Source organism: Shewanella decolorationis (genome assembly GCF_004354305.1).
In the GTDB taxonomy this organism is placed as follows: domain Bacteria; phylum Pseudomonadota; class Gammaproteobacteria; order Enterobacterales; family Shewanellaceae; genus Shewanella; species Shewanella decolorationis.
Map to the genome: position 1 here is coordinate 2,381,839 of NZ_CP037898.1, position 22,549 is coordinate 2,404,387.

Genomic DNA, 22,549 nt, shown 5'->3' on the forward strand with positions numbered 1-22,549 from the left:
TAGCGGGCAAATAAAGGTGAAAAGGAATTTTAGATTGAAGTCACTATCAGACAAAAAGATCCGCCAGTTACTTAAGCGTTTTGCTTGGATATATGCGGTTTGCCTTTGTATTCCCTGGGTTTCGGCGGTCTTGACGACAAAGGCACAGGGGCAAACCTTGATTATCGGCATTTGGCCAGCTGCCTCATTATTTTATTTTCTTGCTTATCGCCATTTGGCTAACTCTTTTCGATTTGAGATCAATCGCCATCTTGCTTTTAGCTATCATGGTGGAGGCTCCTTTGCTGGAGCTATGTATTCATTGGCAAAAGTGGTGTTGCTGGGCATGGTGTTGATGATATTTATGAGTGCAAAACATACCTAGATTAAACGGTATTTAACGCTATATTGGAGCGACAAATGGAATATCGAGTCAGCAGTGAGCTATCGGAAATGGATTTTGATGTTATCCATGGTTTTATTGCCAACAGTTATTGGGCACAGGGTATGCCTGCCGCGCTGCTGCAAAAGGCGCTGAGCAACAGTTTATGTTTTGGAGTATTTGATAGAGATAATCAACAGCTTGCTTTTGCGCGCATGATTACTGATAAAGCCACCTTTGCCTACCTTGCCGATGTGTTTGTCCTCGAATCTCACCGCGGCTTAGGGTTAAGTAAAATGATGATGGCAGCAATTATGGAACATCCTGATCTGCAAGGATTAAGACGCATAATGCTCGCCACCCGCGATGCCCATGGACTCTACGCCCAGTTTGGTTTCAAAGCGGTCGATACACCAGAAACCCTAATGCAAATAAGGCTTGAGAATGCTTACCTGTAGAACAGGGATTGTTAGCACTAAAACAAAAAGCCAGCTTGCGCTGGCTTCTTATCTTATGCGGTTAATGATTAACGATTAAGCCGCTTTGGTGTCTGTGGTTTTGGTTTCGGTACTGTCATCGCTATGGCGAATTAAGTAATCAAATGCACCCAGTGAGGCATTGGCACCGCTACCCATAGCGATGATGATTTGCTTGTAAGGTGAGTTAGTCACGTCACCTGCGGCAAATACGCCTGGTACTGAGGTTTGGCCGCGCTCATCGACGATGATTTCGCCGCGAGGAGTCAAATCCACTGTGCCTTTTAACCATTCGGCATTGGGCACTAAACCGATCTGTACGAAGATCCCTGCCAGTGCGATATGGTGGCTTTCACCTGTTGCACGGTCGGTGTAGTTTAGGCCATTCACCCGAGTACCATCGCCTGTCACTTCTGTGGTCATCGCCTGAGTAATGATTTTGATGTTACCCATAGAGGCTGCTTTACGTTGCAATACATCGTCAGCGCGCAGTTTGCTATCAAACTCTAGTACGGTCACATGCTCAACGATATTGGCTAAGTCGATGGCTGCTTCGATACCTGAGTTACCGCCACCGATCACTGCTACACGTTTGCCTTTAAATAATGGACCGTCGCAGTGTGGGCAGTATGCAACGCCTTTACCACGGTATTCTTTCTCGCCAGGGACATTCATTTCGCGCCAGCGAGCACCGGTTGCCAGTAGTATGGTACGGCTGCGCAGTTTAGCGCCGCTTGCTAGTTCGAGTTCAAATAAACCATCGCTCGTCAGTTTAACGGCTTTTTGGTTATCCATGATATCGACTTCATAGTCGCGCACATGGGCTTCAAGGTTAGCCACCAGTTTTGGACCTTCAGTCGCTTTTACCGAAATAAAGTTTTCGATACCAACTGTTTCGGCGACTTGACCACCGAATTTGTCGGCCACCACACCGGTACGCAGGCCTTTACGGGCAGCGTAAATTGCTGCCGCAGCGCCAGCAGGGCCACCACCGACGACTAAAACTTCGTATGGGGCTTTTTGGCTCAGTTCTTCCGCTTTACGGCTGGCTGCGCCAGTATCGAGTTTATTTAAAATCTCACCAATGCTGATGCGACCGGCGGCAAACACTTCACCATTCAAGTACACAGAAGGTACGGCCATGATGTTGCGGCTCGCCACTTCGTCCTGGAACAGGGCGCCGTCGATCATCACGTTGGTGATGTTCGGGTTAATCGCCGCCATCATATTCAGCGCCTGAATCACGTCAGGGCAGTTTTGGCAGGTGAGTGACACATAGGTTTCAAACTCATATTTGCCGGGCAGATTACGGATCTGCTCGATGATGTCATCGCTGAGTTTGATTGGGTGTCCACCGCTGTGCAGCAGGGCTAACACCAGTGAGGTAAATTCGTGACCCATAGGCAGACCAGCAAAGCTAATCTGAGTATTGAGTGCAGGGTTAACCACTGTCATCGCAGGCGTGCGTTGGCCTTGAGCTTCTTTGATGCTCACTAAAGAGGAAAGGCTAACGATGTCATTGGCTAAGCTTTTTAATTCTTGAGACTTCTTGCTTTCATCTGCTGACACGACAAGTTCAACTGGTCTCTTGAGGTTTTGCAGATAGGTTTGCAGTTGATTTTTTAAATTCGCATCTAACATGATGACTCCAAAATCTTTGAAAATGAAATAATTGAAAACGCGAGGGGGCCAACCTAGAACCTTGCAGGGGGGCGGTTCTCTCTTCCTATTTGGCACCGCAGTTGCGTTGGCTGCATTTACTCACCCCAATCACTTAGATACTAAGCTCATCGGGATGCGTGCAATTGCCGTCTTACTGCGCTGCCAACTAGCTTGAGATACTAGGTTGGCGGGGTTGACCTTTAGGCTAGATTAGATTTTGCCTACTAGGTCTAAAGATGGTGCTAAGGTTTCGTCACCTGGTTGCCATTTAGCTGGGCAAACTTCGCCATCGTGAGTTGCAACGTACTGAGCTGCTTGGATCTTACGAACCAGTTCAGACGCGCTACGGCCGATACCTAGGTCATGGATTTCAGCAACTTTCACTTGGCCTTCTGGGTTGATAACGAAAGTACCACGCAGTGCTAAACCTTCTTCTTCGATCATCACACCGAAGTTACGGCTGATCACGCCAGTTGGGTCAGCCAGCATTGGGAAGTTGATCTTCTTGATGGTGTCAGAAGTATCGTGCCATGCTTTGTGAGTGAAGTGAGTGTCAGTCGATACTGAGTAAACTTCAACGCCCATAGATTGTAACTTAGCGTAGTGATCCGCCATGTCGCCTAATTCAGTTGGGCAAACGAAAGTGAAGTCTGCTGGATAGAAGAATACAACTGACCATTTACCTAACAGATCTTGTTCAGTTACAGGAACGAACTCACCATTGTGGTAAGCAGTGGCTTTGAATGGTTTGATTGTGCTGTTGATAATTGACTGAGTCATTTTATGCTTCCATTTAGTTGATTATGGTGAATTAAGTACGAGTCACTTAACTTGTGTCCCGTTGATGTGAAGCATATTACCCAGTCCAGAATGATAAATATAACGCATAAAAACTATCATCCTAATCGGTTTTGTCGAATTTAAAGGATTTGAGAGAGTGGGTTAATCGATTTTGCAGTACTGGCGCGTGTTAGCGGCTAATTGATTGTTTACTTTGGTTAAGTAGACATAAGAAAGGCAATAAAAAAGGGATATCGACGATATCCCTTCAAACATCAAAACGATTACAACAAGCTACTGAGGTTCTAGGTTCTAGGTTCTAGGTTCTAGGTTCTAGGTTCTAGGTTCTAGTTTTGCGCCTTAGGCTGAGTTAACCAAGTGCTGAGTAGGCGCACACCATAGCCAGTGGCGCCAGCTGGCACCACGGCAGTATCGGTGGCAGTTAAGGCATTGCCAGCGATATCGAGGTGAGCCCAAGGTTGCTCACCCGCAAAGTGTTTGAGGAACATGGCGGCAGACGATGCCCCAGCGCTGCCTTCTTTACCGGTATTCTTCAAATCGGCGATGGTGGATTTTAGCTCATCGTCGTAGGCTTGATCTAAGGGCAAGCGCCAGACTTTTTCACCCACCTGTTGACCCGCAAAGGTGAGCTGCTGCACTAGCGGCTCAGAATCGGTAAACAATCCCGCATACACACTACCCAGCGCGCCCACTTTTGAGCCTGTTAGGGTCGCCACATCGACGATAATCGAAGGACGATAATTCTCACGGGCATACCAGAGACCGTCGGCTAACACTAAGCGGCCTTCGGCATCGGTGTTGAGCACTTCAACCGTAAGGCCTTGGGCGGTTTTAATCACATCGCCTGGGATCATTGCATGTCCCGATACCATGTTTTCCGCCATCGGCATAATCGCAACTAGGTTTACCGGCGCCTTTTGAATAGCCATGGCCTTGACTGTGCCGAGCACGGTCGCTGCGCCCGCCATATCGGACTTCATTCGCGCGATAGAGGTGCCTGTGGCCTTGATATTATAGCCGCCAGAGTCGAAGGTAATGCCTTTACCCACCAGAGCAATAGGCGCTTCTTTGCTACCGGGCCAGTGGGCGACAACCAGCTTAGGTGGACGCTCGCTGCCTTTACCCACCGCGGCTAAGGCGCCGAGGTTTAAGCGTTCAATATCTTTGGCTTCGAGCACTGTGACTTTTACGCCGAGGGACTTAAGCTTACGCGCCTCGTTGGCAAAGCTTTCGGGATACATAATGCCTGCTGGCGCATTGGTGAGGTCCCGCGCTAAAAACACACCCGCTTCAATAGCTTGCAGATTCTTATGGTGTTTTTGGTTTAGGCTTAAGTCATCAACCCCGATTTGATAGTTCTTCTCAGCGCGATTGCTGGCTTTAAATTGAGTGTAGCGGTAGCTGCGCAGCTCAATACCATGGGCTAATTCGGAGCCAAACAGCGGCGCGTTACTTAAGCCTTGGGTTAGCACACGCACAGTGGCTTGAGGCACGGTTTCAAGCTTGGCGGCAATATTGCCCCCTAAGATGTTGATTTCACCGGGTGTTAAGGTCTTAGCATCACCAATTCCAACTAATAAAACCCGCTTAGCATCGATTTCGCTCGGGACTAGGATTTCTAAGATTTCACCGCGTTTACCCGAAAAACTGTTGTCGGCGACCGCAAGGTTGAGTTGGTCTTGAGTCGATTGGGGTAAAAAATCGAGACTATAGGTTGTCGAATCAGCGCTTTGGAACAGCACTAATGTGTCGGAATTGAGTGAGTTACGAGTGTCAAAACTAAAGGTTTCGGCGTTAGCATTGAGAGAGTTAAGGCACGCCAGAGCCATAACGCTTAACAAAAATTTATTCTTATTTTTCATGGTGACAACTCAAATCGGTAGAGAGTGAGAAGCATAGCAAAGCTGAGTCTTAGGGTTAACTAATTTAAGTCATTTGACTGAGATTAATCTTAATTCCAAGGGCCAAAGCGTGTCAGTGAACGCTCAAGGGCAAAATCCAGTTGCTGTGACAGGGTTTGCGCCTGACTCTTTAGTGCCGACGCGCCCAAAGATTGCGGTGTTTGGCTGGCAAAAATCACCCAATTGCCACCGCTGGTGAGGCAGGCATGCACGTGGGCAAAATGGCGTTGCAGATCGGCGAGTAACTCGCGATTTTGGCTGTGTTCCTTCCAGCAGTTCAACACTAAATAACCATTGGGTTTAATGAGTTGTGTGCATTGCTCAAGGAAGATTGGCGAGAGTTGCCCCGTATCGACTCCTTTGGCGCTGTAGATATCGGCAAAAATCACATCGACCTTTTTATGCTCGGCCGATGCCATAAAGGCGACTGCATCTTGGTTGATTAGATTAAGCTTTTTGCCAATCGGTAATTGAAAGTAGCGCTTGGCAAGTTCAATCACGGCCGGGCGAAGTTCAACTGCGGTAAGTTTAATTGCGGCATCGAAGCGGCGCAGGGCATGTATGAGGGCGCCGCCGCCAAGGCCGAGTACGATGGCGCTTTTGGGTTGGCAAAATAACAACACCAGTAGCATGCCTTGCACATAGGTATGTTGTGGGATGTGCGGGGCGGTTTTAAGAATTTTGCTCTGCTCATCGTTGTCGCCAAAGGACAGCACGCGGGTATCACCATAGTCGAGCACGCGGATTGGCCCTAGGGCATCTTGGGTTTCGTGTAGCAAAGTGGCGTCGGCCATGACTTATTACTCTATTTGCGTTGGGCTGATCTGGGACTCTATAACTGCTGGTGCAAAAAAGTTAGAATTCAGCTGGTTTCGTTTTTTAAGTGGCTATTATGACAAATCAAATCCTGCTTGCCTGTATTTATCTTGCGGTGTTTATCTTTTTGCAGCGTGCTTTAACCCAATGGGTGAAAAAACTCTCACTAATGAAGCAGGTGAGTGCGGCGCGTACCAGCCTTGTTACTCGTTTTATTTCCTATGTGATGTTTTTTATCACTCTGTCTTTGATGGCGGTGTCCCTCGGCTTGGGTTATCAGGACGTGTCGCTGTTTGTCTCATCTGCGTTTGCGGTGATGGGCGTCGCCTTAGTCGCTCAGTGGTCGATACTAAGTAATTTAACCGCAGGCGTGCTGATTTTCTTTGTGTTTCCGTATCGGATTGGTGAACGTATTCGGGTGGTGGATAAGGATGAAGACATCAGTGGCGTGATTATTGAAATCGCGCTGTTTCATGTACTTATCCTTAGGGACAATGGCGATACCATCACCTATCCCAACAATTTGATGCTGCAAAAGGCGGTGTTGAAGCTGGCGGATCAGGCGCCGCTTGCCGAGCGCCAAGCGTTGCTGGATGGCAAAAAGAAACTCGACCTCGAGTAACTATTCTCCTTTATGTGCGCCGCAGCAGTACATTTATTAGCAAACTGTTGTCGGCGCGTCGCGAACTGATGAGATTTATTATCTTCCCCTGAACTTTACTTGCTTGAAGTGTTTTTCATAACAAAATCAGCGTTATTGCTTACATCCATTCCCTTTTGTTTACCTTGGTTTGTGTCCCGTCGCACGGTTTAGCCCTGTCTAATCCTTAGAATTCGTGTTTTTGTTTTTACCAAGGGAACGAATCGAATGAAATCTAAACTCTTAGCCGTGACGATTGGCGCGCTGTTAACCACACAACTAACAGGTTGTATGGGACAAATGGGCCTGAGCCAAATGGTGACTAATGGCAACCTAAGCGCTGTAGATAACCGTTATGGCCGTGCGGGCTTATTTATTCTGTTAAGTCCTGTGTATGGTTTGGCGGCAACGGGCGATCTCTTTATCGTTAACACTATTGAGTTTTGGACGGGTAAGAACCCGATCACCGATAAATCCCCTGCGGTCGTTGATATGCCTGTGGACGCGATTTTTAAGGTAAATCCCCATGTGAGTGATGAGCTGAAATCGGCGCCCGTTAAACTGACTCAGGCACAAATTGCCTATCCCGATGAGCACACTGTGACCATGACCTTAGCCTACGAAGATGGCAGCTCTCAGTTACTGTCGGGACGTAAATCGGGGGATGATGTGGACTTTTTCCTCGACGAGACTTTTATTGCCCGCGTGAGCAACCAAGAGCTGGTGGCCTATAGCCAAAGTCGTTTACAAGGGTAAGTCCTGAGGTGTGAAGATATAGAGGCTTAAGCTCTCAGAGTTAAGCATTTGGCTAAGCCAACCCATTAATCATATTGTTTAAGGGGTTGGCTTGATACTTTCGCCTATCTCAATACACGGTGAAAAAACGCCACGGATTGTTGATACATTTGCAGGGCTAGCGCGGGATCGTAGCGCTCACCTTCATCACGCATAAAGGCATGCTGAGCATTAACCTCTAACCAACTGAAATTACGGTTTTTAGCCATCAACTGTTGGTGGATCAAAACTCGACCTTCGGGCGATACATGGGGATCTTGCTTGCCAAACACTAACACTAATTCCCCTTGAATATCGCCGCTGCGACTCAGTGAATCATTGCCGTAGGCGCAGGGCAGGGTATTGGAATGAATGTCGGTCGGATAGAGGCAAAACGCTCCCAAAATCTCGGGATTGAGTGCAGCGCGGTAGGCTAAGTGGCCGCCAATACACACGCCCATACTGCCGACCTTACCGGTGCAATAACTCTGCTGACGGACAAAGTCGATAAGGGCTTGGGTGTCGCTATCGTGTTGCTCTAAGGGTTTGGCAAATTTATCGGCATTGCCTTTATCTTTACCCGCATCATCATAGGCTAGTACTGTGCCTATCGGATTTAGCTCATGGAATACTTCTGGCACTAACACCACAAAACCATGGCCTGCGAGAATAGTCGCGGTGCGGGCGATGGGCGCGGTTTGCTGAAAAATCTCAGAATAGAAGAGGATACAAGGGAATTGCCCTGGGGCATCTGGGCGATAGACATAAGTGCGCATCGGCCCTGTGGGCGTGTTGATATCCTGAGTTTGCTGAGTCACTAACATATTTAGTTTCCTCTGTGAGGCTTCAATGTTGAAGCCTCACTTTAGCAGTCAGGTATGGTTCTGTCAGTTAAAACAGTTCGTTACCAGAGCGCTCACCCGCGAGTACCGCTTTGACATTGCTCAGGGTTGTGTGTGCAATCGCGCCTAGCGCTTCTTCGGTGAGGAAGGCTTGGTGACCAGTAAAAATCACGTTGTGGCAGGCGGATAAGCGACGGAACACATCGTCCTGAATGATTTGGTTCGACTTGTCTTCGAAAAACAATTCTTTTTCGTTTTCATACACATCAAGCCCTAAGGAACCAATCTGGCCGAGCTTTAAGGCTTCCATCGCATCGAAGGCATTAAGTAGGCCGCCGCGGCTGGTGTTGATCACCATGACGCCGGGTTTCATCTTGGCAAAGCTTTCTTTATTCAGCAGATGGTGGTTATCGGCGGTTAATGGGCAGTGCAGGCTGATAATATCGCTATTGGCATAAATGGTGTCCAGATCCTGATATTCCACATTGAGCGCTTCTACCGCAGGATTTGGATAAGGGTCAAAGGCTATGACTTTACAGCCAAACCCGAGCAAGACCTTAATTGTGGCGACCCCGATCTTACCTGTGCCTATTACGCCAACGGTTTTGCCAAACATGTTAAAACCGACCAAGCCTTCGAGGGAGAAGTTCGCATCACGGGTGCGTTGGTAGGCCTTATGGATTTTGCGGTTTAGGGTCAGCATCAAGGCGACTGTGTGCTCGGCCACAGATTCGGGCGAATAAGCGGGCACATTGACCACTTGCATGCCTAAGCGTTTGGCGGCGACTAAATCGACATTGTTAAAACCCGCGCAGCGCATGGCAATGATTTTAGTGCCACCCTTGGCAAGCTCGACTAACACTTCTTCACAGAGGGAATCGTTAACAAAGGCGCACACTACCTCAAAACCTTCGGCAAGCTTAACGGTTTGCATGCAGAGGCGATAATCGAAATACTCAATTTGCGCACCAAATGCGGCATTTGTACGGTTAAAATGCTGCATGTCATAGTGTTTTGCGCTAAAAAATCCAATTCTCATTTCAATCACCTAAAGGTTACATTGTTACTGGCACTGAGTGTATGTGACTCGGCGACATTTGTCCTCTGGTGTTGAATTTACCCCGCAAAAAGAGTGAGCTTTGTCATCAATTGCACAAAAAATCATAAAAAAAGCGAGCCCCTGACGGCTCGCTTGTACTGATAAGCTTGAAGATTCAAGCTGGGCTCTCATGGTCGTGCTATGTGAGCCTTAGGTTAGTCCCTTAACCTAGAAACGTTTGATATTAGTGATCTTTCGCGTATTTCGCGGCAGATGCACCCGCGATACGGCCGTAGGTCACGATATCAGAGATGGCGTTACCACCTAAACGGTTAGCACCGTGAACACCACCAGTCACTTCACCAGCAGCGTATAAACCTTCGATAGGTTTACCGGTTTTATCGCTCTTCACTTCGGCTTTAGTATCAATCACGATACCGCCCATAGTGTGGTGAACCGCTGGCGCGATTTCTAAGGCATAGAAAGGCGCTACTACTAACTCACGTGGTAAATCAGGACGCTCAAATTGAGTGTCTTTACCTGATTTCACGAAACCGTTGTAAGAAGTCACTGTTTTTGCCAGTTCAGCTGCTGGTATATCGAGTTGTTTCGCTAACTCTTCGATGGTTTTGCCTTCTTTAACGATGTTCAAGTGAACATAACCTTCGATGGCTTTTAAGCTCTTACGGATAGAGTCATCGAATACGAGGTAAGCGCTTTCGCCTTTTTGTTTCAGGATCGCAGCTGACGCTTTATCACGGGTCGTGATTTCGTTCATAAAGCGGTTACCGTCACGGTTAACCACGATAGCACCGTTACCACGTACCGCTTCGGTGATCATCACACCACCGGCTGGTGAGTAAGTTGGGTGAGCTTGGATGTATTCTAAATCACGAGTTGCAGCGCCTGCTTGCAGCGCAACGTCTAAGCCGTCACCAGTTGCACCTGGGTGGTTAGTCGCTTTAAAGCCTTTTAACTTAGGATCGTACTTAGCGACGCGATCGTTGTTTTTCGCAAAACCACCTGCAGCAATGACGACTGCATCGGCTTTGATCACATAGTAGCCAGTGTATTCACCTTTCACTAAAACGCCGGTCACTTTACCGCTTGCATCTTCAAGGATGCGTACAACACGGCTGTTTAAACGGATGTCAGTTCCACGTTTAACGGCGTTGTCCCACAGCACTTGTGCAACGTGTGCACCCACACCCGCACCACCGGTTGGGCGGTGACTACGGTTAACGCTTGCGCCACCCATACGACCCACGTCAGTCATGTCGGCACCCATAGAGGTTAACCAATCGATAGAGTCTGAAGAGTTGTTGGCCAGAACTTTTACTAATTCAGGATCGTTGATATTTCGACCACCTTTCATGGTGTCGTCGATCATGATTTGTTTCTTATCTTGGATACCTAACTTAGCCTGTGGCTTAGTTTCGGCGGCGTTCATACCACCGGCAGCCAGTTTAGTGTTACCACCTGGGATAGGTTCTTTTTCTAACAGGATCACTTTCGCGCCTGCATCACGGGCTGAAACGGCGGCAGCAAGACCTGCACCACCCGAACCGATAACTACGACGTCAGTGGTTTCTTTCACGCCAGCGGCAATGGCTTTATCTTGAGCCGCTTTGTCTGCATCAACTGGCACAAACTTACGTTCCCACTTGCCGCCAAATGGCATATCGAAGCCGAAGCTGTGGCAAGCATCACAGTAAGTGACAGATTTTTCATGGCCTTTGTGGCAGCTGGTACAAGCGATTTCACCAATTAAGTGAGATTTGTGCGGAGAAACTTTATCTTTTGGCGCAGCTGCAGCCAGTTCTTTTAGATCACCGTGGCAGCTAACGCATTGGCCATTTTCATGGGTCAGGTTGTCGTTGGTTACGCCACCTTTGTCTGATACGTGGCAGCTATCGCAGCCGCCCATTTCACCGTGAAAATCGGCTAGTACTTCTGGTGCAGCATAGGCTGTGCCAGCCATTGCACCAGAGATCAGCATGGCTAGTGCTGTTTTTTGAATCTTTCTTGTGAACATAATTGTTCCTCCGCCGTACATTTCATCTACTTAATAAGGGGTATTAATTATGGCGTGATATTTATATTTTGCGTAGCTCACGCACTTTTAGAGCATTCTCCATGAACAAAGTTATCACTATCTAAAGAGGTATATGTGTGCTTAGGTCACATAACGATTGTTACATTGAAAATTACATAATAGAAATGTGCAATATGGCTGAAAATATTAATGAAATTGAAGTTAATCACTCGGTAAGTACGGTATAACTTGCACGAGTTAACATATTTTGATGGGCTAAATTATATTTGAATCATGAATGGTAAAATAAACTGTAGTTAGTTGGTTGCTTTTAACCTTTTGATTTTATTTGTATATTTTGATGCATTTATCGTTTGGAATATTCTTTGCTCGCAGATTGAGTATTCAATAAATAATAATAGAGCGCTAGTGTATTTTTGAAAAAATACAATATATTTTTCCAAAATGTTACTTAAGTGGTGTTAAGGGGTTAAATCTATGGCGAGGCAGCAGATATCTGAAAAACGTTTTTGGATGCAGCGACTCACGAAAACGAGTTTCAGGGCTTTACATATATTGGGGATTGCTGGTGCGGGCGGCGGAATATTACTTTCCGTTGAGAAATCCCTATGGCTCAATTATTGGTATTTGGCGATGATTACCGGCAGCATATTGATGTTGTGGGAAATTATTCGAGATTGGCGTTGGTTAATTCAGCTCAAGGGGGTGTTAACTCTCGGGAAATTAGGGCTACTTTGCCTATTTGTGCCGCTTGCCAACTACAAGCCAGAACTGTTTATCTTAGTGTTATTTTTATCTGTGATAGTATCCCATGGCCCATCGGGGCTGAGGCACTATTCGATAGTGCATCGCAAACAGATAGACACTAAAAAAGAGATAAAGGGATGACACACGCTACACTCAGCACTGCCTCGAGCTTAATTGCCCAGTTTCCATGGCCTGAGCTTACAGGGCTTAAGGTATTGGATTTAGCCTGTGGTTCGGGCCGAAATGGTCTGTGGTTTCTCTCCCAAGGTTGTGAAGTGACCTTTATCGACCAGGATTTGGGTGCCTTAGCCGAGCTTACTCACGACAAAGCACATCAATTGCAATGGAATTTAGAAGACGGCAGCGCGCCTCAGTTACCCAAAGAGTCTTTTGATATTGTTTTAGTCTTTAATTACTTACATCGACCACTGTTTCCGCAAATCGCTGCGAGCCTTAAGCGCGGAGGACTCATTGTGTATGAGACCTTTACTTGGCAACAGGCGCAAATTGGTCGACCTCGCAACCCTGATTTTTTACTCACGCAGAACGAACTGCAATCCGTATTTGCTAACTGGCAACCTTTGCATTACTTTGAAGGTCGGTTAAGCGATGCTGCGGGTACTGAAAGTGCCAAGGCGCAGCTAATCGCACGAAAACCCTAGACGTTACCCCATCACGGGGCGACTGACCATATTAGTATTGAAGAAGTGTAAGAGGCCAAGGATGTTCCCGTATCCAGAGCAGTATCGTGTTGCCACGCCACCTTTAACCACGGCGCTGATGGTGGCTTGGGCGCTGTTGAGTCACAGCCTATTGGCCGATGCCAGCCCGTTTGCCTTATATCCGTTATTTATGTTGTTCCCTATGGTGATTGGCCTGCACCTGTATTTGATTTGGCTGGCCAAGGGAATGAGTCGGCTGGATCAATGCTTCTACGCCTTAGTGCATATTCCACTCGCGTTTGTGGTGTGGACATTCACCATTATGCATGTCAATGGCAATGCCTTTTCTTAGTGCTGGGGTTATACCAATCGTATTAAATATCTGTTCATTCAGCGGGAGTTAAACGGGCTTTAGACAAGGCAAAGGCTTGAAGGCATAGTGGCGCTCTGTCGAAAGCCTTAAACGCAGTATAAAGCCCGTTCAACCCCGCCCTTCGGGAGCCTCACAGGCATCTCACTCCCGTGTTACATTGACTTAAAAGGGAATAACCATTTCTTCGTCAATGCGCCTTGGATTGAGATGCCAGTGAGGCTCTGAACTGATTAGATATTTAATGTGATTGGTATTATTAAAAGCTCACATTAGCTCGTTCAATTTGACCAATTAAAAAAGCGCCCCGAAGTTCGGGGCGCTTTTTTATCAATACAGAGCGAGGATTAGGCCGTGGTGTTGATATTGTGGCCTGTATTTCCAACGGGTTGAGGTACGGCTGCGTTAATTAAATCAACGGCAATTTGACCTTCCGCCTTTTGCTGCTCCTTGGCTAACTGGGCCACTTTTACGCCAACGGCACCGTTTTCTAAGTTTGGCGTGATAGCTTGGGTGTTCAGTGAAATAGACATAACTAACCTCAATTGTAAGCTGAGTCTTTGTATCGGCAAGCTCAGGTTTTACTTTAGACCTTTATCCTGAGTTTGCCAATTCGAACCTCTGCTATTGCTTATGCCGCTTTATTCGCTTTTGCCGCGAGTAACTTACGGCTGAGTACTATGATGGCGGTTAAACCTAATGACCCCAGAATTAATCCCAGTGCTAGCCCAACACTTTGCAGCGCTGTAGGATCTAACACTAGCGCGACACCCATACCAAACATCATCACGCCCGACATCAGCTTGAGCGCTTGGCCTTCTTTTTCGGTCAGCTTGCGTTTGCCTAAGGTCGCACTAAACACAATCACAATAATCGCTAGTGGGATCACATAAACAATATTGTATAAAACCAAATACATATAGCGCTCGATGTCCGGCAGGTTATGCATGGATAGCACGCTGGTATAAATCATCGGGAAGCCCGCAGTGCAGAGTAGCTCGTAGGCGTTGGCTAAAATAGCCAGTACGGTTGAGCCGACAATCAGCGCGCCTAGGCTGCTGGAGTTCGACAGTTTGCCCATGCGTTTGATTAGGCTAGTGCGGTTTTCCGCCGACATTGACAGGGTTACTTCGCCCTTAGTGAAGAAGTAATCCTTCACGTTTATCGTACCTGCGATCAAGGCTAAGATCCCCGCGGCTAGAATGATCATCCCGCCATCGCTGCCCGCGCCTAACAGTTGGAAGATGTTTAGCCAGGCCGTCATAAACAGGAAGTAAATAAAGCCGGAGAAGAACACGAAGATACCGCCAACCAACAGCATGCGGCTGCGGCTCTTAGCGTTAACCATAATCGACAGTAAAAACAGCAACACGAAAAAGGCGCAGGGGTTAAAGGCATCGACACCCGCCAGCACTAAGGTTAATAGTGGGAGCGACATGGTCTCGGGCGTGACTACACCCACAAGTGGTAATTCAACGGGCTGCACTTCGGCTTGATCGTTACTCGCAAGGCTGGTGGCATCGCAGGTGCCTTCACCTGAGTCGGTTCCACAAGTGCCAAAAAGGGGCTCACTATTGGTCGGCGCTGTAGCTGGCGTTCCTGTGGTTGGCATATCCGCTTCACTTAGCTGGCCGCCTAGGGATAAGTAACAGTTCTTTAAGCGATTCACTAAAAACTCACCGGTCACCGCCTCGCTGGAATAACCGACAATGGCTTTCTCGCAGCTGGCCATATAAGGCACTGAGCGAGCCTCTGTCGTGGTTTTGGAGGCGATATTTTGCCAAATATCCTGCACGCCAGGAGCCGAAACCATATGGGATTCGAGTTCTATCCAAGGGTATTTCTGCGGCAGTGAGTCGATAAACGGATGGGCCTCGGCGCAGTGTGGGCAGGTTTTCGACCAAAAGAAGTAAAGCTTGATCTTCAACTCACCTTGGGCGTTCACATAATGCCAAGTTTGGTCCGGGTTATTGGGCGTTTCGGCCCAACTTGATGTGCTCAACATGGCCAATGCTAAAGAACATAGCAGAGCGAATTTGGTTAAGTATTTAGTCATAGCGCCTCCACAATAGTGGGCATAATCTGTTTAAATGGTTTTCTGACTACTACTCTACTGATTTAGATCCCCTTGATTAAATTGAGCATTAAGAAATGTTAGTTAACTCGCGATTAGCTGGTTTTTGGGAAGTGAGGCAGGTTTATGGGAAGGGCGATTCGCGGCAGATAACTAAAAAGCACCCAGAGGTGCTTTTTAGACGATAGTGACTGTTGTCTTGTGGGCTTAGTTTAACACCGCGCCATTAACACTCAGTTTTACATCGATATTATTTCGTGTGGCGTTGGAGTAAGGACACACTTGATGGGCATGACGTACTAAGGCTTCGGCCTCGGCTTGGGGCAGTTCGAGATTGACCTCTAAAGAAACGGTTAAAGCAAAACCACCTGCATCATTGGCGCCAATGCCAACAACTGCGCTGACTGGTGCTTCAGTAATCGCCACTTTGCCAATTTTGGCGACATGTAAAACCGCATTAGAGAAACAGGCCGCATAACCCGCTGCAAACAGTTGCTCTGGGTTGGTTGCCAATCCACTTCCGCCCATTGCTTTGGGGTAGGCGAGCGCAACATCGAGTAAGCCATCATCGGTACTAACTTGGCCTTGGCGACCAGCTCTAGCGGTAGCACGGGTTTCATATAATGTTTTCATATTTCGTTCCTCATAGTGATAAAAAGTAATTTGGGTTGCGTGCAATTTAATTGTGGTAAACTATAATTCGATTTTTACCCTGAATGCAAGTATATTGTGCGCAATATATTTAAGTTTTTGGATAAGCTATGCCTAACTCAGAGTTATCATCATTGGGAAATACCTCGGATACTGCTGAAAATACCCAAGCAGACAATGCCTTATGTTTAGAGAATCAGGTGTGTTTCTCTCTTTACAGTGCCGCCAATGCCATGGTGCGCGCCTATCGTCCTATGCTCGATAAGTTGGATTTAACCTATCCCCAATATTTAGTCATGCTGGTGTTGTGGCAGGAGCAGGGGATCAGCGTGAAGACTCTAGGGGATAAATTGTTCCTCGATTCGGGCACGTTGACGCCCCTGTTAAAACGTTTAGAGTCGAAGGGATTGGTGAGTCGCGGACGCAGCGACCAAGATGAAAGGGTTCGGGTATTGTCTCTGACAAGTGCAGGGCAGGCGCTAAAGCTCGAGGCCAGTGAAATCCCGCATCTGATGCGCTGTAAAATCGGTGCTGAGATAGAAGATCTTAAGGCGCTAAAATCCATGTGTGACAAAGCCTTAAAGCAATTGCACGCCAGCATCGAATAGTGTGAAAGCCAATCTGTGATAGCAAGGGAGTGGAACATGGATAAACGCACCATTAAAGCGACGGAATGGATATAGACGATATGAGTTCATACGATATTGCGATTATCGGTGGTGGGATCAGCGGTGTCGGTATCGCCCAATACGCGGCGGCGGCGGGGTATTCGACCCTGCTTATCGAAAAAGGCGAGATTGGCGGCCAAACCTCGGCCAATTCCAGCAAGTTAATCCACGGTGGTTTGCGTTATCTCGAAAGCGGGCAAGTGAACCTTGTGCGTAAATCCTTGCAGGAGCGTCGCCATCTGCTCGACTTTGCGCCAAGCTTAGTCAAAGCCGTGCCTTTTTATATTCCCGTCTATCAAGACAGTCAGCGTAACCCTTGGACAATTCGGGCGGGCTTGAGTCTGTACGCGCTACTCAGCGAATTTGATCCGCTCGGTCGCTTTGTATCTATTCCCGCCGTGCATTGGCATCGTTTTAACGGGCTTAAACTCCAAGGTTTGAAGGCCGTGTTCCAGTATTGGGACGCGCAAACCGACGATAAATTGCTGACTCAAGCGGTGGCGCGAAGTGCCGAGGCATTGGGCGCCCATGTGTATGCCGAGGCGGAGTTTTTACAGCTTAATCATCTGGGTGAGCAGATTGACCTAAGTTTTCGCCATCGCGGCGAAGTGCAGCAGATTGACGCTAAGCTGGTGATTAATGCCGCCGGTCCTTGGGTTAATGAGGTGATAGCAAAGGTGTCACCGCCACTGGCTGGAGTCGAACTTGATTGGGTGCAGGGCGCGCATTTACTGCTGGATTTACCCGCCCCTGACGGCATCTTATATTTAGAATCTTGCTTCGATAAGCGGGTGATTTTTGTGATGCCTTGGTATGGTCAACTGCTAATTGGCACCACAGAAACCGAGTTAACATCCATAGATACACCGCCCCAAGTAACTGAGTCTGAAATAAATTATCTATTAGGGATTTATCGACACTACTTTCCACTGTCGGCCTCGATTGATGAACTCAAAACTAAGATAGTGCAGACGTTTTGCGGCGTGAGGGTATTACCTAAGCAAGCGAGCTCTGCCTTTGAGCGGCCAAGGGATACTTTAATGCAAACCTCAGTTTCTCACCCAAGATTACTCAGTCTCTACGGCGGCAAGCTCACGACCTTTAGGAGCACTTCGGCCGAAGTGCTTGAGTGGGTCGAACAAAAACTCGGAAAGCGCACTCCCATCGCCGATGTAGATAGCCTGAGGTTAAGTTAATCTGAGCCGGACTATCTATCGGCCAATGCTGCACTTCAAGGTGATTTTTCGGCGCAAAAGCGCTAAAGTGTGGCGCTTTTTGACTGGGGCCTTAGTGTGTTTGTTAGGCTTCAGTTGTCATCCAAATTTCACTCGCCATCTCAATAGATAAGATAGACGGGCACTGCTGTGGGTACGATGCTGTGAGTACATTAGTACAATGTGGGTATTTTGAACGAGGCCAATGCCAATCCTGTCGCCATATTAAGCTCCCTATGGCGCAGCAACTGGCGACCAAAACCCAAGAATTGCAGCAGTTGTTAGCGCCTTTTGTCGATAACGCCGAACCACAGTTTTTACCTCCAGTTGTGGGTGACAGCAGCGGTTTTCGTAACAAGGCGAAAATGGTCGCCTTGGGCGCTGCACATGCACCTGTGTTGGGGATTGTTAGCCCCAGCGGCGAGGCGGTGAGCCTGTGTGACTGTCTGTTGTATCCTGCTGATATGCAAGCCTTACTCCACCGTTTAGAGCGCTTTGTGCAGCAAGCGGGCATTCCGCCTTACCGTGTCGATAAGGCCAAGGGCGAGCTTAAATTTATCCTACTGACGCGCAGCCAAGTGCGTGGCGAGTATATGCTGCGCTTTGTGCTGCGCTCGCGGGATGCCATCGCCCGTATTCAGCGAGAATTGCCTGCGCTGATGGCGGAATATCCGCAGATCAAAGTCATCTCCGTCAATTTGCAACCTGTTCATATGGCTATCTTGGAGGGTGAGGAGGAAATTTTTCTCACCGAAAACACTCGCCTCGAAGAGCGCTTTAACGATGTGCCTTTGTTTATTCGTCCTAAGAGCTTTTTTCAAACCAATCCGCAGGTGGCGGCAAAGCTGTATCAAACCGCCCGTGAGTGGGTGGCCGACTTCGCGCCGGCTTCCCTTTGGGACTTATTCTGTGGGGTGGGCGGCTTTGGTTTGCACTGTGCTAGCAAAAACATCCCACTGATAGGGATTGAAATTGAAGCCGAAGCCATTGCCTGCGCTAAGATGTCGGCGCAGTTGATGGGATTGGATAAAGTAGAGTTTATGGCGCTCGATTCCACCGACTTTGCCAAGGGCGAGGCGGCGCAAACTAAGCCAGAGTTGATTATTGTCAATCCACCGCGTCGCGGGATTGGTGAGTCCCTGTGTCATTCCTTAAGTGAGTTTGCGCCTAAGGCGATTTTGTATTCCAGCTGCAATCCTAAAACCTTAGCCAAAGATCTCGGCCATATCCGTGGCTATCGGTTAACTAAGGTGCAGTTGTTCGATCTTTTTCCTCACTCGGATCATTTCGAAGTGTTAGCGCTATTAGTGAAAGACTCAGCGAGCTAACTGAATGTTCTCCTAGTCAGTTGTTCGTTATCTTCAATTTAGAGGTTGATAATACCAATCGTATTAAATATCTGTTCATTCAGCGGGAGTTAAACGTGCTTTAGACAAGGGGAAGGCTTAAAGGCATAGTGGCGCTCTGTCGAAAGCCTTAAACGTAGTATAAAGCCCGTTCAACTCCGCCCTTCGGGAGCCTCACAGGCATCTCACTCCAGTGTTAAATTGGCTTAAAAAAAGAATAACCATTTCTTCGTCAATGCGCCTTGGATTGAGATGCCAGTAAGGCTCTGAACTGATTAGATATTTAATGTGATTGGTATAAAATGGAATGTTGCTCATTTTTACCTTTGGTTGAATGTTTTTTGTCTTACTGATTTTGCTTTCATCAAAATGTCTTTTTAATGGCATAATCTTGCTTATTTTATGCATCGAAAGGCAAAGCATATGCTGCAGATATTCTTACGTTTTTTTACCCTTGGTCTGTTGAGCTTTGGCGGGCCTGCTGCACATATCGGCTATTTTCGACAAACCTTTGTCAACGAACTCGGCTGGCTTGATGATAAACGCTATGCCAGCTTAGTTGCTTTAAGCCAATTTATGCCGGGTCCAGGCTCGAGTCAGGTGGGATTTGCTATTGGTTATCATCGCGGTGGATTACTTGGTGCCATAGCCGCCTTTGCCGGATTTACCTTGCCTTCCTTTATATTGATGTATTTGCTTGCTGTAACCACAGCCGCTTGGTTAGGTAACGATTATATGCAGGGCATAGTTCATGGCTTAAAGCTGTTGGCTGTGGTCGTGGTTGCAGATGCTGTGCTGGCGATGTTTAGCCAGTTTTGCCAGCGTAAAACCGCGCGTTTATTGATGCTTGGCTGCGCCGCGAGCATACTGATTTTCCCGTTCTTGTGGACCCAAATTGCGTTGTTAATCCTTGCCGCGCTTTTAGGCTTATCGTTTTTGAGTGCAACCGAGAGCGAGCCTCAAAAACCTGAACCCATTCGCTTGAATTACCTTAGCCTAGCTATATTTATCGCCTTGTTTGTGGCGAGCTTTTTTGCCTTAAATCTTGGCGTTGAAGCGGGGATATTTGGTGAGTTTTATCGCGCTGGCAGCTTAGTCTTCGGTGGCGGTCATGTGGTGCTGCCGTTGCTTGAGACGGCGGTCGGCGATTCTCTGAGTAGCGATCGCTTCCTCACCGGATACGCCTTTGCCCAGGCTATGCCTGGGCCTATGTTCACCTTTGCCACCTTCCTTGGCGCAGAAATGATGCTAGACAATCCCTTTGTCGGCGCGGCTATCGCAACGCTTGCTATTTTCTTGCCGGGATTTTTATTGATGCTGGTGGGCTTAAAGAGCTGGCATGCGATTGCGGCCAGGCCCAAGATTGCCGGCATGCTTGCCGGTGTAAATGCCGGTGTGGTGGGATTGTTAGCGGCGGCACTATATCAACCCGTATTCAGCCAAGGGGTATTGTCTGCTGTGGATATGGCGTTGGTTTTGCTCGGTTTTGGTGCATTAAAGATCTTCAAACTGCCGATGTTATTATTGGTAGTCGGCTTTAGTGTTTGTGGTATGGCTTTGATAGTATTGATGTAATGCAAAGAGAAGGTAATTTTTACAAATTAAAGGAAATTTTGTTAACTCTAACTCTGAGTGATTGCACCTTTTTGGCTATACTTCAACCAGATAAAAAATATAACCCGATTTAATCTGGAGTAAGCAAGCATGTCGAATTTAAGCCTGCGTAACAAATTACTGCTGTTATCTTTATTTCCCCTCGTATTGACCTTACTCGTGCTCATGGTGGTTTCTTATTATGTTGAGCAGGAGTCCCTCTCGGAAGAAGTTGTGACCTTTAAAACGAAATTGGTCGGTGAACGGAAGCAACAAATCAAAGAAGCCACAGAGATTGCCGCTGGAATCGTGCAATACCAATTGTCATTGAAAGATAAAGGGAATGTGAATCAAGCCCTGCGGGATATTCGTTTCGGTACTGCTGGCTATTTCTTTATGTACGACTCTCAAGGGAAAAATATTTTCCATGCCCTAATGCCAAATCTTGAGGGGCAGAACAAAATCGATATGACTGACCCTCGGGGTACTAAGATCATTGTCGGTTTGCTAGATGCGGCCAAACGCGGTGACGGTAACTTTTCCTATTACTATCAAAAGCCTAATACTAACGAGCAAATCGAGAAGATTAGCTATGTGATGATGGTTCCTGGGACTGACTGGATGTTAGGTACTGGTGCTTATATAGATGATATTGAAGCCGTGGTGGAGGATTACCGCCAAACTGTTACCGAGCAGATGACAGATAAGTCCTACATGATCCTATTAATTGCCCTCGTGCTGACGGGGATTACCGCCTTTATTATCATGGTTGCCGCCCATCGTATGGTGATACCCATTAAAAATATGGCCGTTAATCTTAATGATATTGCCAAGGGGGAAGGGGATTTAACTAAACGCTTAACCGTGAAGGGCGAGGATGAAATTGCTCAGTTAGGTCAAGCCTTTAACTTGTTTGTCGATAAACTTCAAACCATTATCGGCGATGTGGCAAACGCCACGGCAAAAGTGAAATCCGCCGCCAATGCGATTCACGATCAAACCAAAGTGATGTCTAGCCAACTGCTTAGCCACAACAACGAGACAGACCAAGTGGTGACGGCCATTACCGAGATGTCATCTACCGCGAGTGAAGTGGCGCAAAATACCACCCAAGTGGCCGAGGCGACCCAAGCTGCTACAGGTGATGTGGCTAATGCTCAGCGTTGTGTTGATGCTTCACTCGAAGAGATTGCTGGACTGATGTCGCAAATCAATAATGCCGCGGGCAGTATTAAGTCCCTAAGCGAGCAATCGCAAAAGATTAACAGTGTGCTTTCGGTCATTGGTGGCATTGCCGAGCAAACTAACTTACTAGCATTGAACGCGGCGATTGAAGCGGCACGTGCTGGTGAACAGGGCCGTGGCTTTGCCGTGGTGGCTGATGAAGTGCGTAATCTTGCCAGCCGGACTCAGGCAAGTACCTTAGAAATCAACGAAATGCTATCAGAGCTCCATAAGCTGGTGGCTATAGCGGTAAAAACCATGGACGAGAGTCAACAGAGCTGCGTACGTTCGGTGGATTCTTCCCGCGCTATTTCCGAGAGCTTAGGATCTGTGACATCGGCGGTGACCGCGATTAATGATATGAGTACTCAAATTGCGACGGCGGCGACCGAGCAAAGCTCTGTGACCGAAGAAATCAACCGTAACGTTTATGCCATCCAAGAGATCGTTAACGAGCTACTGCATTCCAGTGAAGATGCGGCCAGAGTAAGCCAAACCGTATCGCAGGAAGGCATTAACCTTGGCAAGTTGGTTGGGCAGTTTAAAATTTAATACTGATTTATTATTGGGTTATAAAATAAAACGGGAGATAACATCTCCCGTTTTTAATATTTATCTTTGGACTTAACCTT

General features: G+C 47.5%; 22 protein-coding genes. 12 read left to right on the top strand and 10 right to left on the bottom strand.

The window, feature by feature from the left end; translation table 11 throughout:
• Positions 1-34 precede the first annotated feature (34 nt).
• Together EYR25_RS10825 and EYR25_RS10830 are read left to right on the top strand one after the other, a co-directional pair.
• Positions 35-364 carry a hypothetical protein gene (locus EYR25_RS10825; protein ID WP_039977826.1) on the top strand — a complete coding sequence of 110 codons (330 nt, stop codon included), beginning with the start codon at positions 35-37 and terminating at the stop codon, positions 362-364.
• A gap of 35 nt (positions 365-399) precedes the next feature.
• The gene (locus tag EYR25_RS10830; protein ID WP_023266589.1) at positions 400-819 is read left to right on the top strand and encodes a GNAT family N-acetyltransferase; all 420 of its coding nucleotides are present in this window, start codon (positions 400-402) and stop codon (positions 817-819) included.
• Between the two features lie 75 nt (positions 820-894).
• Here EYR25_RS10830 and ahpF read toward each other — a convergent pair whose 3' ends face one another.
• The 4 genes from ahpF to EYR25_RS10850 form a co-directional block, all read right to left on the bottom strand.
• A complete protein-coding gene (gene ahpF, locus EYR25_RS10835) occupies positions 895-2,478 on the bottom strand; it encodes an alkyl hydroperoxide reductase subunit F (protein ID WP_133180032.1) in 1,584 nt (527 codons plus the stop codon).
• Between the two features lie 231 nt (positions 2,479-2,709).
• Positions 2,710-3,279 (bottom strand): alkyl hydroperoxide reductase subunit C, encoded by a 570-nt coding sequence (gene ahpC, locus EYR25_RS10840; protein ID WP_011718128.1) that lies wholly within the window; start codon positions 3,277-3,279, stop codon positions 2,710-2,712.
• 347 nt (positions 3,280-3,626) lie between these two features.
• A complete protein-coding gene (locus EYR25_RS10845; RefSeq protein ID WP_023266587.1) occupies positions 3,627-5,162 on the bottom strand; it encodes a leucyl aminopeptidase in 1,536 nt (511 codons plus the stop codon).
• Between the two features lie 89 nt (positions 5,163-5,251).
• Positions 5,252-5,995 (bottom strand): spermidine synthase, encoded by a 744-nt coding sequence (locus EYR25_RS10850; RefSeq protein WP_023266586.1) that lies wholly within the window; start codon positions 5,993-5,995, stop codon positions 5,252-5,254.
• 98 nt (positions 5,996-6,093) lie between these two features.
• Between EYR25_RS10850 and EYR25_RS10855 the strand changes: the two genes are divergently transcribed.
• Together EYR25_RS10855 and EYR25_RS10860 are read left to right on the top strand one after the other, a co-directional pair.
• Positions 6,094-6,639 (top strand): mechanosensitive ion channel family protein, encoded by a 546-nt coding sequence (locus tag EYR25_RS10855; protein WP_133180034.1) that lies wholly within the window; start codon positions 6,094-6,096, stop codon positions 6,637-6,639.
• A 246-nt stretch (positions 6,640-6,885) separates the two neighbouring features.
• Positions 6,886-7,413 (top strand): DUF3332 domain-containing protein, encoded by a 528-nt coding sequence (locus EYR25_RS10860; protein ID WP_133180036.1) that lies wholly within the window; start codon positions 6,886-6,888, stop codon positions 7,411-7,413.
• A 104-nt stretch (positions 7,414-7,517) separates the two neighbouring features.
• Here EYR25_RS10860 and EYR25_RS10865 read toward each other — a convergent pair whose 3' ends face one another.
• The 3 genes from EYR25_RS10865 to fccA form a co-directional block, all read right to left on the bottom strand.
• Positions 7,518-8,255, bottom strand: a complete 738-nt coding sequence (locus EYR25_RS10865; protein WP_133180038.1) for a dienelactone hydrolase family protein — start codon at positions 8,253-8,255, stop codon at positions 7,518-7,520.
• Positions 8,256-8,322: 67 nt separating this feature from the next.
• Positions 8,323-9,312, bottom strand: a complete 990-nt coding sequence (gene ldhA / locus EYR25_RS10870) for a lactate dehydrogenase LdhA (protein WP_088210283.1) — start codon at positions 9,310-9,312, stop codon at positions 8,323-8,325.
• Between the two features lie 244 nt (positions 9,313-9,556).
• The gene (gene fccA / locus EYR25_RS10875) at positions 9,557-11,347 is read right to left on the bottom strand and encodes a fumarate reductase flavoprotein subunit FccA (protein ID WP_133180040.1); all 1,791 of its coding nucleotides are present in this window, start codon (positions 11,345-11,347) and stop codon (positions 9,557-9,559) included.
• Between the two features lie 498 nt (positions 11,348-11,845).
• On the opposite strand from fccA, the gene EYR25_RS10880 reads away from it, so the two are divergent.
• The 3 genes from EYR25_RS10880 to EYR25_RS10890 all read left to right on the top strand — a co-directional run bounded on the left by EYR25_RS10880 (position 11,846) and on the right by EYR25_RS10890 (position 13,129).
• Positions 11,846-12,256 carry a hypothetical protein gene (locus EYR25_RS10880; RefSeq protein WP_133180042.1) on the top strand — a complete coding sequence of 137 codons (411 nt, stop codon included), beginning with the start codon at positions 11,846-11,848 and terminating at the stop codon, positions 12,254-12,256.
• Positions 12,253-12,777: a class I SAM-dependent methyltransferase gene (locus EYR25_RS10885; protein ID WP_133180044.1), complete on the top strand. Its 525-nt coding sequence runs from the start codon at positions 12,253-12,255 to the stop codon at positions 12,775-12,777. The genes EYR25_RS10880 and EYR25_RS10885 overlap by 4 nt, the downstream gene beginning before the upstream one ends.
• Positions 12,778-12,838: 61 nt before the next feature.
• Entirely contained in the window at positions 12,839-13,129 is a 291-nt protein-coding gene (locus EYR25_RS10890; protein WP_023266578.1) for a hypothetical protein, read from the top strand.
• A gap of 365 nt (positions 13,130-13,494) precedes the next feature.
• On the opposite strand, the gene EYR25_RS10895 is transcribed toward EYR25_RS10890, so the two are convergent.
• From EYR25_RS10895 to ohr, 3 genes are all read right to left on the bottom strand, one after another.
• Complete coding sequence (locus tag EYR25_RS10895; protein ID WP_023268062.1) at positions 13,495-13,680, bottom strand: hypothetical protein; 186 nt, start codon at positions 13,678-13,680, stop codon at positions 13,495-13,497.
• A 98-nt stretch (positions 13,681-13,778) separates the two neighbouring features.
• Positions 13,779-15,203, bottom strand: a complete 1,425-nt coding sequence (locus EYR25_RS10900; RefSeq protein WP_133180046.1) for a cytochrome C biosynthesis protein — start codon at positions 15,201-15,203, stop codon at positions 13,779-13,781.
• 225 nt (positions 15,204-15,428) lie between these two features.
• Positions 15,429-15,854, bottom strand: a complete 426-nt coding sequence (gene ohr, locus EYR25_RS10905; RefSeq protein ID WP_023268064.1) for an organic hydroperoxide reductase Ohr — start codon at positions 15,852-15,854, stop codon at positions 15,429-15,431.
• A 128-nt stretch (positions 15,855-15,982) separates the two neighbouring features.
• On the opposite strand from ohr, the gene ohrR reads away from it, so the two are divergent.
• The 5 genes from ohrR to EYR25_RS10930 all read left to right on the top strand — a co-directional run bounded on the left by ohrR (position 15,983) and on the right by EYR25_RS10930 (position 22,469).
• Positions 15,983-16,480 (top strand): transcriptional regulator OhrR, encoded by a 498-nt coding sequence (ohrR, locus tag EYR25_RS10910; RefSeq protein WP_133180048.1) that lies wholly within the window; start codon positions 15,983-15,985, stop codon positions 16,478-16,480.
• Between the two features lie 80 nt (positions 16,481-16,560).
• On the top strand, positions 16,561-17,736 hold the full coding sequence (locus tag EYR25_RS10915; protein WP_133180050.1) for a glycerol-3-phosphate dehydrogenase/oxidase: 1,176 nt from the start codon (positions 16,561-16,563) through the stop codon (positions 17,734-17,736).
• Between the two features lie 182 nt (positions 17,737-17,918).
• Entirely contained in the window at positions 17,919-19,082 is a 1,164-nt protein-coding gene (gene rlmC, locus EYR25_RS10920) for a 23S rRNA (uracil(747)-C(5))-methyltransferase RlmC (protein WP_133180052.1), read from the top strand.
• 441 nt (positions 19,083-19,523) lie between these two features.
• Positions 19,524-20,675 (top strand): chromate efflux transporter, encoded by a 1,152-nt coding sequence (chrA, locus tag EYR25_RS10925; protein WP_133180054.1) that lies wholly within the window; start codon positions 19,524-19,526, stop codon positions 20,673-20,675.
• A gap of 129 nt (positions 20,676-20,804) precedes the next feature.
• A complete protein-coding gene (locus EYR25_RS10930) occupies positions 20,805-22,469 on the top strand; it encodes a methyl-accepting chemotaxis protein (RefSeq protein ID WP_023268073.1) in 1,665 nt (554 codons plus the stop codon).
• The last annotated feature ends 80 nt before the right edge of the window (positions 22,470-22,549 follow it).

What these genes read in the sequence shown, in the direction of transcription:
- EYR25_RS10850 (WP_023266586.1), bottom strand. Translation starts at nt 5,995, where the DNA reads ATGGCCGACGCCACTTTGCTACACGAAACCCAAGATGCCCTAGGGCCA.
- EYR25_RS10885 (WP_133180044.1), top strand. Translation starts at nt 12,253, where the DNA reads ATGACACACGCTACACTCAGCACTGCCTCGAGCTTAATTGCCCAGTTT.
- ohr (WP_023268064.1), bottom strand. Translation starts at nt 15,854, where the DNA reads ATGAAAACATTATATGAAACCCGTGCTACCGCTAGAGCTGGTCGCCAA.
- EYR25_RS10845 (WP_023266587.1), bottom strand. Translation starts at nt 5,162, where the DNA reads ATGAAAAATAAGAATAAATTTTTGTTAAGCGTTATGGCTCTGGCGTGC.
- ahpF (WP_133180032.1), bottom strand. Translation starts at nt 2,478, where the DNA reads ATGTTAGATGCGAATTTAAAAAATCAACTGCAAACCTATCTGCAAAAC.
- EYR25_RS10915 (WP_133180050.1), top strand. Translation starts at nt 16,561, where the DNA reads ATGAGTTCATACGATATTGCGATTATCGGTGGTGGGATCAGCGGTGTC.
- EYR25_RS10930 (WP_023268073.1), top strand. Translation starts at nt 20,805, where the DNA reads ATGTCGAATTTAAGCCTGCGTAACAAATTACTGCTGTTATCTTTATTT.
- fccA (WP_133180040.1), bottom strand. Translation starts at nt 11,347, where the DNA reads ATGTTCACAAGAAAGATTCAAAAAACAGCACTAGCCATGCTGATCTCT.
- chrA (WP_133180054.1), top strand. Translation starts at nt 19,524, where the DNA reads ATGCTGCAGATATTCTTACGTTTTTTTACCCTTGGTCTGTTGAGCTTT.
- ohrR (WP_133180048.1), top strand. Translation starts at nt 15,983, where the DNA reads ATGCCTAACTCAGAGTTATCATCATTGGGAAATACCTCGGATACTGCT.
- EYR25_RS10855 (WP_133180034.1), top strand. Translation starts at nt 6,094, where the DNA reads ATGACAAATCAAATCCTGCTTGCCTGTATTTATCTTGCGGTGTTTATC.
- ldhA (WP_088210283.1), bottom strand. Translation starts at nt 9,312, where the DNA reads ATGAGAATTGGATTTTTTAGCGCAAAACACTATGACATGCAGCATTTT.
- EYR25_RS10890 (WP_023266578.1), top strand. Translation starts at nt 12,839, where the DNA reads ATGTTCCCGTATCCAGAGCAGTATCGTGTTGCCACGCCACCTTTAACC.
- EYR25_RS10880 (WP_133180042.1), top strand. Translation starts at nt 11,846, where the DNA reads ATGGCGAGGCAGCAGATATCTGAAAAACGTTTTTGGATGCAGCGACTC.
- EYR25_RS10900 (WP_133180046.1), bottom strand. Translation starts at nt 15,203, where the DNA reads ATGACTAAATACTTAACCAAATTCGCTCTGCTATGTTCTTTAGCATTG.
- EYR25_RS10895 (WP_023268062.1), bottom strand. Translation starts at nt 13,680, where the DNA reads ATGTCTATTTCACTGAACACCCAAGCTATCACGCCAAACTTAGAAAAC.
- EYR25_RS10860 (WP_133180036.1), top strand. Translation starts at nt 6,886, where the DNA reads ATGAAATCTAAACTCTTAGCCGTGACGATTGGCGCGCTGTTAACCACA.
- ahpC (WP_011718128.1), bottom strand. Translation starts at nt 3,279, where the DNA reads ATGACTCAGTCAATTATCAACAGCACAATCAAACCATTCAAAGCCACT.
- EYR25_RS10830 (WP_023266589.1), top strand. Translation starts at nt 400, where the DNA reads ATGGAATATCGAGTCAGCAGTGAGCTATCGGAAATGGATTTTGATGTT.
- EYR25_RS10865 (WP_133180038.1), bottom strand. Translation starts at nt 8,255, where the DNA reads ATGTTAGTGACTCAGCAAACTCAGGATATCAACACGCCCACAGGGCCG.